The following is a 13,768-nucleotide window of genomic DNA, read 5'->3' as shown; positions in this document are numbered from 1 at the left end:
TGACAGCGTAGCATCTATCCGATCAAGTTCCTGCGTCAACGGCGACTTCGGAAGAAATAGGAGCGCGCGGCCCGGTCGGTCGCGGCGTTCACGTTCGAGGTCCCATGCTCCAAAGAACGCATGTTGTTCCGGATTTTCTAACCCAAGCGGCGCGCGCACTCTTCGCGTTGGCGTTCCTTTGCGTGCTCTCGTCCTTCAACACCGCGTCCGCTGCCGACCTGAACGGTTACCTGTCGAAGATTGCCCCTGCCGACTTCTTCGCGGGCGCCGACCGTTTCGGTCCCCCGCAGGGCGAGCCGCCTATCATACCGGCCTATCGCGGCGATCAATTGCAGGGCTTCGTGTACCTGAATTCCGATTTCGCCAATGCGGTCGGCTATTCCGGAAAACCGATCCAGATGCTCGTCGGCATCGATCCGAAAGGTGTGCTGACCGGCCTCAAGCTGGTCGAGCACAAGGAGCCCATCGTGCTGGTGGGCATCCCCGAAAAGCGCATTCTGGAGGCCGTCAACAAGCTGATCGGCGCCGACCTGGGGAGCGTCGCCCGCGGGGCTGCGCCGGCGCCCCAAGTCGACATCGTCAGCGGCGCAACCGTAACCGTTCTGGTGATCGGCGACAGCATCGTTCGATCCGCCACCAAGCTGATCCGGAGCGGCCGCCTCGGCGCTCAGGGCAGTCCGGTTGCGGCGGCCGGGCCGCGAGCCGCGAAGGCCATCGACGCGGCCAAGAGCGAAGTCCGCGATTGGCAGACCCTGGTCGGCGACGGCTCGGTCCGGCGGCTAACCCTCTCCGTCGCCGATATCAACCAGGCCTTCGAGAAATCGGGCAATGCGGTCGCCGCAGCGCGCCCGGAGGAAGGCGCTCCGGACGACAGCTTCATCGATCTCTATGTCGCGGACGTCGCGGTGCCGACCATCGGCCGCAGCCTGCTGGGCGACGAGAGCTACGGCCGGCTGGCCGGCAGGTTGAAGCCAGGCCAGCAGGCGCTCGTCGTCGCCGGTGCCGGCCGTTATTCCTTCAAAGGGGCCGCCTACGTTCGGGGTGGAATCTTCGACCGGATCGAGCTGATCCAGGAAACCAACAGCATCCGTTTCCGCGATCGGGACCATACCCGACTGGGTAGCCTGGCGGCCGACGGCGCGCCGGATTTTCCCGAAATAGCGCTGTTCATCGTGCCGGCCGACTTCGCGTTCGATGCGACCGAGCCGTGGGCGCTGCAGCTCCTGGTGCAGCGCGTCGTCGGCGCACGGGACAAGGCCTGGGTCACCTTCGATCTTGGATACACACTTCCCGAAACCTATCTCAAGCGCGAAGCGCCGGTTCGGCCGGCCGCAGCGGCAGCGGCGCCGACCGCAAAGTCGTCGCCGGCCGCCGCCCCCGAAGCCCGCGTGCCGACGACCGACGAGGATCCGTTGTGGATGCGGATATGGCGCGCGGACGCCCTCAAGATCGGCACAGCGATGCTGGCGCTCGGCGCGCTGACGTTGATCTTCTTCTTCCAGAATTTTCTGGTCCGTCGTCCGGCGGTGTACACGTGGGTCCGCCGCTTCTATCTGCTGTTCATTCTCGTCTGGCTGGGATGGTATGCGAACGCTCAGCTTTCAGTGGTCAACGTCCTGACCTTCACGAACTCCCTGCTGACCGGGTTCAGTTGGGAGTATTTCCTCTCCGCGCCGCTGATTTTCCTTCTCTGGGCCTCCATCGCGGCGGGACTTCTCTTCTGGGGGCGCGGACCGTTCTGCGGTTGGCTCTGCCCGTTCGGCGCCCTGCAGGAATTGCTCAACAACGCCGCCAAGGCGCTCAAGGTCCCGCAGTACCGCGTTCCCTGGGGCCTTCACGAACGGCTGTGGCCGATCAAGTACATCATCTTCCTCGGCCTGTTCGGCATGTCGCTCTACTCGACCGCCTTCGCCGAGCAGCTCGCCGAGGTCGAACCGTTCAAGACTTCGATCGTCCTGAAGTTCGCGCGGGAATGGCCGTTCGTCGTCTACGCCCTGACCCTCCTCGCGGCGGGGTTGTTCGTCGAGCGCTTCTTCTGCCGCTACATGTGCCCGCTCGGCGCGGCGCTGGCGATTCCCGGCCGCATCCGGATGTTCGAATGGCTGCGACGCTGGCCGGAATGCGGCTCGCCCTGCCAGCGCTGCGCCAATGAATGCCCCGTGCAAGCGATCCATCCGGAAGGTCACATCAACGTCAACGAGTGCATCTACTGCATGCACTGCCAGGAACTCTATTTCGATGACCACCGCTGCCCGCACATGATCCAGGTGCGGCTGAAGCGCGAGAAGCGGATGGCCATGTCGTCGCCTTCGATGCGATCAGGCGGCAAAGGTCCGAACACAATCATCACAGCCGGGGGAAAACCCGTCGGCGCGTCGCCAGTCGACGCCATCACGCCATCTGCAACCTGCAACCTGAACCGAAAGCCGAGGAGGCAATCATGAGCGACAGCGACAACATCAAGGGCGTCAGCCGGCGAACGCTGCTGGGGACCACGGCGGCCGCTGCGGGCGTGGGACTTGCCGGCGGGGCGGTGGTAACAAAGGACGGCGCGGGCTTCGTCTCGACCGCCGACGCGCAGACCAAATCTGCCGCACCCAAGGCACCGCCGGCGCGTCCGGCCGTGCAGAAGACCGAAGTCGCGCCGGGCGAGCTCGACGAATATTACGTCTTCTTTTCGAGTGGCCAATCCGGCGAGATGCGGATCATCGGGCTCCCCTCGATGCGCGAACTGATGCGCGTTCCGGTCTTCAACCGCTGCAGCGCGACCGGCTGGGGCCAGACCAACGAAAGCCTGAAGGTTTTGACAGAAGGGATGCAGCCGGCGACCCGCGAATTCCTCAAGAACCGTGGCGGCACGTTCATGAACGGCGACCTCCACCATCCGCACGTCTCCTTCACGGACGGCACCTACGACGGCCGCTACGCCTTCATGAACGACAAGGCCAACAGCCGCGTAGCGCGGGTGCGGCTCGACGTCATGAAGTGCGACAAGATTATCGAACTGCCGAATCAGCACACCGTCCACGGCCTTCGGCTGCAGAAGTATCCACGAACCGGATATGTGTTCTGCAACGGGGAAGACGGCGTTCCGCTGCCGAACGACGGCAAGGTTCTCGACAACCCGAAGGAATATCACTCCATCTTCACGGCGCTCGACGGCGATACCATGAAAGTGGCCTGGCAGGTGATGGTTAGCGGCAATCTCGACAACGTCGATTCCGACTACCAAGGCAAATACTGCTTCTCGACCTGTTACAACGCCGAAGAAGGCGTCACTCTGGCCGAGATGACCGCCAACGAGCAGGACTGGGTCGTCATCTTCAACCTCAAGCGGATCGAGGAGGCAGTGAAGAAGGGTGATTTCAAGGAAATGAACGGCGTGCCCGTGATCGACGGTCGCAAGGGCTCGCCCTACACGCGCTACGTTCCGGTGTCGAACAATCCGCATGGCATGAATACCGCGCCCGACGGCATCCACATCGTCGCGGCAGGCAAGCTGTCGCCGACGGTGACGGTGATGGACGTTCGGCTGTTCGACCAACTGTTCGACGACAAGATCAAACCGCGCGACGTCGTGGTCGCCGAGCCCGAACTCGGCCTCGGGCCGCTGCATACGGCCTACGACGGCAAGGGCAACGCCTACACGACGTTGTTCCTCGACAGCCAGGTCGTCAAATGGAACATCGATCTCGCCAAACGAGCCTTTAAGGGCGAGAAGGTCGATCCCATCATCCAGAAGCTCGACGTCCACTATCAGCCTGGCCACAATCACTCCTCGATGGGTCAGACCAAGGAGGCCGACGGAAAATGGCTGATCTCGCTGAACAAGTTTTCGAAGGACCGCTTTCTCAACGTCGGCCCGCTGAAGCCGGAGAACGATCAGTTGATCGACATCTCGGGCGACCAGATGAAACTGGTCCATGACGGTCCTAGCTTCGCCGAGCCGCATGACGCCACCATCGTGCACCGTTCCAAGATCAACCCGATCTCGATCTGGGACCGCGCCGATCCGATGTTTGCCGATGCGGTCAAGCAAGCCAAGGCCGACGGGATCAACCTGGAGGCGGATTCCAAGATCATCCGCGACGGCAACAAGGTGCGGGTCTATATGACCTCGACCGCTCCGGCGTTCGGGCTCGAGCAGTTCCAGGTCAAGCAGGGCGATCAGGTCACCGTCTACATCACCAACATCGATGCGGTCGAAGACCTGACGCACGGCTTCTGCATCGTGAACTACGGTATCCAGATGGAGGTCGCGCCGATGGCGACCGCGTCGGTGTCGTTCAGCGCCGACAAGGCGGGCGTCTACTGGTACTACTGCTCCTGGTTCTGCCACGCCATGCACATGGAGATGAAGGGCCGCATGTTCGTCGAGCCGAAATCGGTCTGATCGGGAGCGACACCGTGCGTCTTCCGTCACGCATGCTTCCGGCGGCGCTCGTCGCCGCCGGATTGTCCGGCTTCGCCAGCGCGGAGACGCTGACTGCTGTGCCGGGGCAACCGCTGCAGGCGTTGCTGGATCGTGCCCGCGACGGTGACGTCGTCGAACTCGCTCCAGGGGACTACAACGGCTCGATCCGCATCGATCGCCCTCTTGCCCTGACCGGACGTCCCGGCGCCGTGCTGGACGGCGGGGGCTCCGGCAACGTCGTCACGGTGACCGCGCCCGATGTAACGGTCCGCGGCGTGACCATCCGGGGGTCGGGGCGCGACCTGCAGGCGATGAATTCCGGGGTCTTTCTCCAGAAGACCGCCGAACGCGCGACCATCGAGAACAACCGCCTGGTGGGAAACCTGTTCGGCGTCTACGTGCACGGAGCGACCGGATCGCGGGTGGCCAACAACTTGATCGAAGGGCTTCGCGGCCATCGCCTCAGCGAGGCCGGCAACGGCGTCTCGCTCTGGAACGCTCCCGAAGTCACCATTGCGGACAACACCTTCCGCTATGGCCGCGACGGTATCTTTACCATTTCCAGCCGCAAGGACCGCTTCGTCGGCAACCGCTTCGAACAGGTCCGCTTCGCGGTCCACTACATGTACACCAACGACAGCGAGGTCAGCGGCAACGTCTCGATCGGAAATCATGTCGGCTACGCCATCATGTACTCGAACCGGCTGATCATCCGCGACAACATCTCCGATCGCGATCGCGATCACGGCCTCCTGTTCAACTACGCCAACTACGCCGAGATCGACGGAAACAGGGTGACGGGCGGACTATTGGATACGGTGTCCGCCGGGAGCGAAGAGGGGCCGGACGACGAGCGAGGCATGATCCCGGACACGAAGCGCGAGCAGAGCTTACGAAGCGGCCCGGAGAAGTGCGTGTTCATCTACAACACGAACCACAACCGGTTCCGGAACAACTGGTTCGAACGCTGCGCCATCGGCGTTCATTTCACGGCCGGATCCGAAGGCAACGAGATCACCGGAAACGCCTTCGTCGGCAATCGGAACCAGGTCAAATATGTCGGTACGCGCAACCTCGACTGGTCCAAGGGCGGCCGCGGCAATTATTGGAGCGACAATCCCGCCTTCGATCTCGACGGTGACGGCATCGCCGACACCGCCTACCGACCCAACGATCTCGTCGATCGGGTGCTGTGGACGGCACCCTCCGCCAAGGTGCTGATCAACAGCCCTGCGGTGCAAGTGCTACGGTGGGCCCAGGCTCAGTTTCCGGCGCTCTACCCGGGCGGCGTCATCGACAGCCACCCCTTGATCGCTCCACCGCCGCGGCCGTCGGGCAAGGAGGGCGGAAGATGAGCGCTACCGTTTCCGTGACTGGTGTCGTGAAGAACTACCGCACGGTGCGCGCACTGCGCGACGTCTCGTTCGATCTCGCCCCGGGACGGCTCAGCGCACTGGTCGGCCACAACGGCGCCGGCAAGACCACACTGATCAAGCTGATGCTGGGATTGATCCGTCCGGATCAGGGCTCCATCCGCGTCCTCGACGAGGATCCGGCCGCCGGTGAATTTTCGGCACGACGGCAGCTTGGATATCTTCCGGAAAACGTTGCCTTCAACGCAGCACTCACCGGGCGAGAGACGCTGACATTTTACGCGCGGCTGAAACACGTCAAACCGTCGAAAGCGTGGGCCTTTCTCGATCGCGTCGGACTGACCGATGCGGCCGACCGCCGGGTCGGGACCTATTCGAAGGGCATGCGCCAGCGCCTCGGATTGGCGCAGGCGCTGCTCGGCCGGCCCCGGGTGCTCCTGCTCGACGAGCCGACGACGGGACTGGATCCCGCGCTACGGCAGACCTTCTATGAGATCCTGAACGAACTCCGCGACGACGGCGCCACTGTGCTGATCTCGTCCCACGCGCTGAACGAACTCGAGGATCGCGCCGAGCATGTCCTCATCATGAACCGCGGGCTCCTCGCCGCGCAGGGCACCCTGTCGGAACTGCGCTCGATCTCGCAACTCCCGATCCGGGTTTCGGTCGACTTTGCGCCCGGCGCCGGCGTTCCCGCGGCGTGGGTGAACGGCGCAAGTGTTGCGACCCCGCGCGGACGCATGCTGCTGGTGCCCGACGAGGCGCGCAAAATGGACGTGCTGCGCGCTGCGGCCAGTGATCCCGGCGTCATCAACATCGAGATCGCGGCGCCGACCCTCGATGAGCTCTATGCGCATTTCCTAAATTCGCAGGAGAGTGCTGCGTGAGAACGATCGTCATCATAGCCGCCAAGGAGATCCAGGAAGGGTTACGGAACCGCTGGGTCCTGGCAACCACGCTCCTTTTGGCCGCGCTGGCCTTGTCGCTGACGTTCCTGGGAAGCGCACCCACCGGCAATGTCGGCGCGGGGGCGCTCGACGTCGTCGTCGTCAGCCTGTCGAGCCTGACGATCTTCCTGCTTCCGCTGATCGCCCTCTTGATCTCGCACGACGCCGTGGTCGGCGAGATGGAACGCGGCACCATGACGCTGCTCCTGAGTTATCCGGTGGGCCGAGGCCAGGTGATCCTCGGCAAATTCTGCGGCCACGTCCTGATCCTCGCCTTCGCGACAGTGATCGGCTACGGCGCCGCGGCCGCTGCCCTCGCGACGACCGGCGCCTCGGTGCTCGCCGCGAGCTGGTATGCCTTCGCCTCGATGCTCGGAACCTCGGTCATGCTCGGGGCGGTCTTTGTCGCGGTCGGTTATCTGATCAGCAGCCTGGTCCGGGACCGCGGCACCGCCGCCGGCATCTCGGTGGGAGTCTGGCTGCTGATGGTGCTGGTATTCGACATGGCACTGCTCGGCGTGCTGGTCGTCGATCAGGGGAACATCGTCTCCGCACCCGTTCTCGAAGCGCTGCTGTTCCTCAATCCGACGGACCTGTACCGGATGACGAACCTGACCGGCTTTAACGTCAGCCAGTTTTCCGGGATGGCAGGGCTCGCCGGCACCGCGACGACCAGCGTCGGCGCGCTGTTGACGGGACTGACCGCCTGGGTCGTCGCGCCGCTCGGGCTTGCGGCCGCCTTCTTCGCTCGGAGGGAGCTATGATCCTGCGGATTCTGTGCATGATCGTCGCGCTGGTCCTCGCCGGCTGCAATCGGGACGGAAGCGATGCCGTCATGCCGCCGCCCGCGGCGCTCAACAGCGATGCAATGGGGGTCTTCTGCGGCATGAACGTGCTCGAACACCCTGGCCCCAAAGGGCAGATCATCACGGCGAGCCGCATCGACCCGTACTGGTTCACCTCGGTGCGCGACACCGTGGCCTTCACTCTGATGCCGGATCAGCCCCGTGACATCCGCGCGATCTACGTGTCCGACATGGCGCGCGCGCCCAGTTGGGAGGAGCCGGGAGCGACCAACTGGATCGACGCCAAAAAGGCGTTCTTCGTCATCGAGAGCCGCAAGCAGGGCGGAATGGGGGCCGCCGAGGCTGTGCCTTTCGGCAATCGTGCCGCGGCGGACGCCTTCACCGCCGCCAATGGCGGCAAGGTCGTCACGTTTGCGGACGTTCCGAGCGGCTACGTGCTCGGCAGCGACAGCGCCGCCGTCGATCAAACCGGGCATGAACGCCCCAGCGCCCGGACCAACTGACGAGGCTTCCGATGGCACCAGCAAATCTCACGCGCCGGCGCATGATCACCATCGCAGCCGCGACCGCAGGCTCGGCGTTTCTTTCCGGCGGAGGACACGCGTCCTCGACCGGGGCAGTGCGTTGGCGCGGATCGGCGCTCGGCGCGCAGGTGTCGATCGATATCTTCCATCCCGATCGGGAGGAGGCGGAAAGGATCATTCAGGATTGCCTGACTGAGGTAAGACGACTCGAAGGGCAGTTCAGCCTGTACCGGGCGGATTCCGCCATTTGTGCCCTCAACCGGAGTGGCATCCTTGTCGCACCGGAGCCCGACATGGTCGCGCTGCTCAAGGCCTCGCTGCAATTCTCCGACCTTACCGGCGGCACCTTCGATCCCACCGTCCAGCCGCTCTGGCAGCTCTATGCCGCACACTTTTCGTCGGAGAATCCGGATCCCGGCGGTCCGCCGGCCGGGAAGCTGGCGGAGGCGCTCGCGAAGGTGGGCAGCAGCGGCCTGCGCGTAAGCGAAAAGCTTGTGGCGCTCCTCAGACATGGCGCTGCGATCACCCTGAACGGCATCGCCCAAGGATACGCCACCGACCGTGTCGTGGATGTCTTGCGCGCCCGCGGGTTGTCGACGACCCTCGTCAACATGGGTGAGATCCGCGCGCTCGGAGCGCGCGCGGACGGGACGCCGTGGCGCGTCGGCCTTTCCGATCCGGACAGAGCCGGCGCGCTCACGGAAACCATCGACCTCATTGATCGGGCGGTCGCGACCACCGCGGGCGCGGGCTTCCGCTTCGATCCGGCGGGCCGGTTCACGCATCTATTCGATCCCCGGACGGGACGGAGCCCTGCGCTCTATCGGACCGTCAGCGTCATTGCGCCGACCGCCACCGAGGCGGATGCGCTTTCGACCGCCTTTAGCCTGATGCCTGCGTCGCAGATTGGCGACATAGCGGCCACGCGGCCAGATGTGCAGGTCCGGCTGATCACCAATGATGGAAATTTGCGCCTTTACGGCGCCTGAGAGGACGAGTCGCCATAAGATCTGGCGGAGAGAGTGGGATTCGAACCCACGGTACGGTTTCCCGCACACACGCTTTCCAAGCGTGCGCCTTAAGCCACTCGGCCATCTCTCCGGAGCGCCCTCTCTTGAAGGGGCGCCGGCGATTTTGCAAGAGACCGCGAGAAAATCGGGTGAATTTTCCGTAAGATGTTGTATTTAAATGACAATATCTGGCGCCGGCGGCTGTTTTGGAACCGCCTGCCGGCTGAACCCAGGACGGGTTTGGCGCGACGATTCATTTGAGAATGCCAAACACGACCGGGGGCGCCATGACCATCCGCAAGACCATCGCCGCACTGGGCCTGATTTCGGCCCTTGGCTCCGCCTTTGCCGGGCCGGCCCTGGCTCAGGTCTGCACCCGCCAAGGGGTTGACGTCAGCTGCGACGACGGGCGGCGCGGGGTGCTTTCGGGCGATGCCATTATCTGGCCGGACGGGACGCGCTCGAGTTCGTCGCCGCATCCGAGCGTGATCATCGGCAACAAGAGCTCGGTGCATGTCGGGCCCGGCGTGTTCGTCGGCCAGGGCAAGGGCATGGTGCCGCTGGACGATCCCAACGCGCCGAACAAGCGGCAATGCGCGATTCTGGATGGCGTGTCGTATTGCTATTGACGATCTCTTCCTTCCCCCCTCGTGGGAGGGGGGAAGATCAGAGCGAGCTTCACGGAAGCTAAATCAACCGCACGCCCGAGATCGCCGACTTCAACCAGCGCAGCGCTTGCGGGGGCTGGGCTGCGAGCGGGGCGACGGCGGCCTTCTCGATCCGGCACTTTTCGAGCTCGGCGACGAAATCGGCGGACCATTGCTGGATGGTGTGGCCGCGCAGCTTCTTCATCATCGCGTCCCAGCGCATCTTGCGCTCGGTGAGCGGCATCGCGGCGGCGATCGCGATCGCGCGTGCCATGGCGTCGATGTCGTGCGGATTGACCAGCAGCGCCGTGTCGAGCTCATTCGCCGCGCCGGCGAATTTCGACAGCACCAGCACGCCGGGGTCGGCCGGGTTCTGCGCGGCGACATACTCCTTTGCGACGAGGTTCATGCCGTCATGCAGCGGCGTCACCACACCGATCTGCGCGGTGCGATAGAGCCCCGCGAGCACGGCCTGGCTGAAGCCCTTGTTGAGATAGCGGATCGGCGTCCAGTCCACCTCGCCGTGGCGGCCGTTGACGTCGGTGACGAGACGCGCGACCTCGTTCTGAAGATTGCCATAGGCCTCGATGGCACCGCGCGAAGGATTGGCGATCTGGAGCAGCGAGATGCTGCGCAAGAATTGCGGCTGCTCGGTCCAGAGCCGGTCGAACGCGCTGATGCGGTTGACGAGGCCCTTGGAATAGTCGAGCCGGTCGACACCGATCGCCAGACGCTCGCCGTTGAGGCTGCGGCGCAGCCGCGACACATCCGGATGCGAGGCGGACTTGGCGGCATACTGCGCGAACTTCTCCGCATCGATGCCGATGGGGAAGACTTCACAGCGGGTGCGGCCGTGCTGCGACAGCACAACACCATCATCGATGACGAGACCGAGCTCGCCGGCGACATAACCGAGGAAATTCTGGCGATCCTCCTCGGTCTGGAAGCCAATGAGATCGTAGGCGAGCATCGCCGTGATCAGTTCGCGATGATTGGGTACGCCCTGCGTCACCGCGGCCACCGGCCACGGCGTGTGCAGGAAGAAGCCGATCGGATCGTCGACGCCGAGATCGCGCAGCTCCGCACCGAGTGCGAGGAAATGATAGTCCTGCACCCAGAATGCGGTCCGGGGTTTACGGAAGCGCATCAAGGCGCGCGCCATGAAGGCGTTGACCTCGCGATAGCTGACATAGTCTTCGCGCGAAACGCGGATCAGATCGCTGCGCGAATGCAGCGCCGGCCACAACGCCGAATTGGCAAAACCTTCGTAATAGCCGCCGTAATGCGCCGCCGGCAGATCCAGCGTCGCAATCGCGCCCGAACCCAGCGCCTCGATCTCGGCAAACGGCTCCTTCTGATGGCCGTCACGCACGCGGCCGGAAGACCCCACCCAGATGGCACCCGAATGTTCCACAACGGGAAGCAATGCCGCAGCCAAGCCGCCCGTCATGGGCTCGTTGGGTTTGCCGCGCGCAACACGATTCGAAACGACGACTAAGTTCACAGGTCGTCCCCTCCTGTTCATTCCACCCCGTTTAACTGGCGTTCATCAATATGGTTCCTGTCATCATTTCCACGAAATGAAACCAAAGTCAGGCGCGCACGTTGGAACTGGTTTCGCTTGCGGAACCTACTGCAAAGACAGTCATTTTGGTACTATTGCACGGCATGCATCGCTGCACGCTAGGGCGCTGCGCCGACGGCCTTTATGTCTGCAGCGTGGCGCTGCCTTTGTTTCACCTCGGATCGAGCAGGCGCGCGAGGAACGCGCGCACATCGCTCGGCGCATCGAAGTGACCATTCACACCCATGGCACGGCGGCCCACCGAAAAAGCGAGCCCGTTCATGTCAGGCATGATCGCGAACACGGTCTCGTCGGTGACGTCGTCGCCGATGAACAGTGGACGCCGTCCCCTGAACGGTTCGTGCTTCATCAACTCGTGCACGCCGGTCGCCTTGGTGAAGCCGGAATGCTTGATCTCGCAGACGAACTTTCCGGGCAGCACCTCGATCGGCGCATTGGGCAGATCGGCGCGGATCAGCGAGACAGCCTCGAAGATCGCCTTCTCCGCATGCGGTGCGAGGCGATAGTGCAGCGCGAGCGAATAGCCCTTGTCCTCGAGCAGAATGCCCGGACTGAGCTTTGCGATCGCAGCGAGCCGCCGCTTCAACTCCTTGTCCAGCGGCGGCGCGTGCACATCATCCACTTCATTGTCCACCGACAGCCGCATCTCCGCGCCGTGGCCGGCGACGGCGCGATAGACGTCGGGCGCGAAGATCAAGTCGATGTCGTTGAGCGAGCGGCCGCTGACCAGCGCCAACGCCCCGGAGGTGCGTTCCACCAGCCGCTTGAGCGTCTCCGACAGGCCCGGCGGCACCCACACTTCGCGCGGCGTCGGCATCAGGTCGAGCAGCGTGCCGTCGATGTCGAGCAGGATCGCGGTCTCGTCGAGATGTGGCACGAGCGCATGCGGCACCGGCACCGTTTCCGGCACATCGTCGTCAACGGGCATGGTGCGCTTCTGGTCCACTGCCATTTCCGCAAGTTCCGATTTCATAGTCTACTCCATAAAGGCCAGCGGCCGCGCTATTTGTTCGAGCGATTTGCGTTCCGCGGAGACGGCGTAGCGCCACGCCACGATCGCGGCCGCGATCATGAGGAATGCCCCCAGCAAATAGCCGGCGAACACGCTTGTGCGTGATCCCGTGTCGATCAGCGCGCCGAACAGCGCCGGGCCGATGACGCCGCCAATACCGGTGCCGACCGCGTAAAACACCGCGATCGCCAGCGCGCGGACTTCCAAAGGAAACGTCTCGCTGACCGTGAGATAGGCCGCGCTCGCGGCGGGCGAGGCAAAGAAGAAGATCACCATCCAGGCGATGGTCTGTCCTTGCGCACTGAGCGCCCCGATCGAGAACAGATAGCCCGACAGCGCCAACAGCAGGCCCGACGCGCCATAGGTGAACATGATCATCGCGCGCCGTCCGAGCGTGTCGAACAGGCGGCCGAGCAGCAGCGGGCCGAGGAAATTGCCGGCGGCGAAGGGAAGCAGATACCATCCGACATGATCGGCGCTGATGCCGTAGAAATCGGTCAGCACCAGCGCGAAGGTGAAGAAGATGGCGTTGTAGAAGAAAGCCTGCGCGCCCATCAGGACGAGGCCGACCAGCGCGCGCTGGCGATAGACCGTGAACAGCGTGTGCATGACCTCGCGAATCGGCGTGTGATCGCGCATCTTCAGCCGGATCCTGGTGAAGCGTCGGTCGCTCGCATCCTGGTCGTGTCCGATCACCGAACGCTCGATCTCGTCGACGATGGCGTGGGCCTGATCGGGCCGCCCGTGGATCATCAGCCAGCGCGGGCTTTCCGGGATCCACATCCGCATCAACAGCACGACGAGGCCGATGCTCGCGCCGATGAGATAAGCGAGGCGCCAGCCGAGATCGGGGCCGATCAAGGCGGGATCCAGCAGAACGATGGCCGCCACCGCGCCCATGGCCGCGCCGATCCAGAAGCTGCCGTTGATGACGAGATCGGTCCAGCCGCGATAGCGCGCCGGCACCAGCTCCTGGATGGTCGAATTGATCGCGGTATATTCGCCGCCGATGCCGGCGCCGGTGAGAAAACGAAACAGCGCGTAGCTCGCGATATCCCACGACAGTGCGGTCGCAGCGGTCGCGGAGAGATAAAGCGCGAGCGTGATGAAGAACAGTTTCTTGCGGCCGATGCGGTCGGTCAGCCAACCGAAACCGAGCGCGCCGAGCACCGCGCCGGCGAGATAGGCTGAATTGGCAATGCCGAGATCGAGATTGGAGAATTGCAACGAGGGACTTTGCTTCAGCGCGCCGGAAAGCGCACCGGCGAGTGTCACCTCGAGCCCGTCGAGGATCCAGGTGATGCCGAGCGCCAGCACGACCCGGGTGTGAAAGCCGCTCCACGGCAGCGCATCGAGACGTGAGGGAATACTGGTCTCGATGATGCGATCGGTCGCGACCGCCGAGACAGCAGGTCCATAATTCAGCGCTTGGCTTTGCTGCAATTCCATC

At 63.9% G+C, this 13,768-nt stretch carries 11 protein-coding genes and 1 tRNA gene; 8 read left to right on the top strand and 4 right to left on the bottom strand.

The genetic code is table 11. The annotated features are described in order from the left end of the window. Window positions 1–104 precede the first annotated feature (104 nt). Genes AB5K84_RS02770 through AB5K84_RS02740 form a run of 7 tightly spaced genes read left to right on the top strand, consistent with a single transcriptional unit; the run spans window position 105 to window position 9,053 of the window. Window positions 105–2,444 carry a NosR/NirI family protein gene (locus AB5K84_RS02770; RefSeq protein WP_011083146.1) on the top strand — a complete coding sequence of 780 codons (2,340 nt, stop codon included), beginning with the start codon at window positions 105–107 and terminating at the stop codon, window positions 2,442–2,444. Continuing rightward, the gene (gene nosZ, locus AB5K84_RS02765) at window positions 2,441–4,393 is read left to right on the top strand and encodes a TAT-dependent nitrous-oxide reductase (protein ID WP_011083147.1); all 1,953 of its coding nucleotides are present in this window, start codon (window positions 2,441–2,443) and stop codon (window positions 4,391–4,393) included. Before AB5K84_RS02770 ends, nosZ begins: the two co-directional genes overlap by 4 nt. A 32-nt stretch (window positions 4,394–4,425) precedes the next feature. Beyond that, a complete protein-coding gene (locus AB5K84_RS02760) occupies window positions 4,426–5,769 on the top strand; it encodes a nitrous oxide reductase family maturation protein NosD (protein WP_038966688.1) in 1,344 nt (447 codons plus the stop codon). After that, complete coding sequence (locus AB5K84_RS02755) at window positions 5,766–6,674, top strand: ABC transporter ATP-binding protein (protein WP_011083149.1); 909 nt, start codon at window positions 5,766–5,768, stop codon at window positions 6,672–6,674. Before AB5K84_RS02760 ends, AB5K84_RS02755 begins: the two co-directional genes overlap by 4 nt. Next, the gene (locus AB5K84_RS02750; protein ID WP_011083150.1) at window positions 6,671–7,498 is read left to right on the top strand and encodes an ABC transporter permease subunit; all 828 of its coding nucleotides are present in this window, start codon (window positions 6,671–6,673) and stop codon (window positions 7,496–7,498) included. Before AB5K84_RS02755 ends, AB5K84_RS02750 begins: the two co-directional genes overlap by 4 nt. Continuing rightward, window positions 7,495–8,043: a nitrous oxide reductase accessory protein NosL gene (locus tag AB5K84_RS02745; protein WP_011083151.1), complete on the top strand. Its 549-nt coding sequence runs from the start codon at window positions 7,495–7,497 to the stop codon at window positions 8,041–8,043. Before AB5K84_RS02750 ends, AB5K84_RS02745 begins: the two co-directional genes overlap by 4 nt. A gap of 11 nt (window positions 8,044–8,054) precedes the next feature. Then, entirely contained in the window at window positions 8,055–9,053 is a 999-nt protein-coding gene (locus AB5K84_RS02740; protein ID WP_011083152.1) for an FAD:protein FMN transferase, read from the top strand. A gap of 22 nt (window positions 9,054–9,075) precedes the next feature. Here AB5K84_RS02740 and AB5K84_RS02735 read toward each other — a convergent pair. Further along, window positions 9,076–9,165, bottom strand: a tRNA-Ser gene (locus AB5K84_RS02735). Window positions 9,166–9,361: 196 nt separating this feature from the next. On the opposite strand from AB5K84_RS02735, the gene AB5K84_RS02730 reads away from it, so the two are divergent. Beyond that, window positions 9,362–9,703 (top strand): hypothetical protein, encoded by a 342-nt coding sequence (locus AB5K84_RS02730; protein WP_038966690.1) that lies wholly within the window; start codon window positions 9,362–9,364, stop codon window positions 9,701–9,703. A gap of 58 nt (window positions 9,704–9,761) precedes the next feature. Here AB5K84_RS02730 and AB5K84_RS02725 read toward each other — a convergent pair whose 3' ends face one another. The 3 genes from AB5K84_RS02725 to AB5K84_RS02715 form a co-directional block, all read right to left on the bottom strand. Then, on the bottom strand, window positions 9,762–11,225 hold the full coding sequence (locus AB5K84_RS02725) for a trehalose-6-phosphate synthase (protein WP_028175323.1): 1,464 nt from the start codon (window positions 11,223–11,225) through the stop codon (window positions 9,762–9,764). A gap of 232 nt (window positions 11,226–11,457) precedes the next feature. Continuing rightward, complete coding sequence (gene otsB, locus AB5K84_RS02720; protein ID WP_011083155.1) at window positions 11,458–12,279, bottom strand: trehalose-phosphatase; 822 nt, start codon at window positions 12,277–12,279, stop codon at window positions 11,458–11,460. Between the two features lie 3 nt (window positions 12,280–12,282). Continuing rightward, window positions 12,283–13,767 carry an MFS transporter gene (locus tag AB5K84_RS02715; RefSeq protein ID WP_028175325.1) on the bottom strand — a complete coding sequence of 495 codons (1,485 nt, stop codon included), beginning with the start codon at window positions 13,765–13,767 and terminating at the stop codon, window positions 12,283–12,285. Between the last annotated feature and the right edge of the window lies 1 nt (window position 13,768).

The sequence above is a fragment of the Bradyrhizobium sp. 1200_D9_N1_1 genome, assembly GCF_052075915.1.
GTDB lineage: Bacteria > Pseudomonadota > Alphaproteobacteria > Rhizobiales > Xanthobacteraceae > Bradyrhizobium > Bradyrhizobium diazoefficiens.
This window is presented reverse-complemented; position numbering and strand designations above follow the sequence as displayed.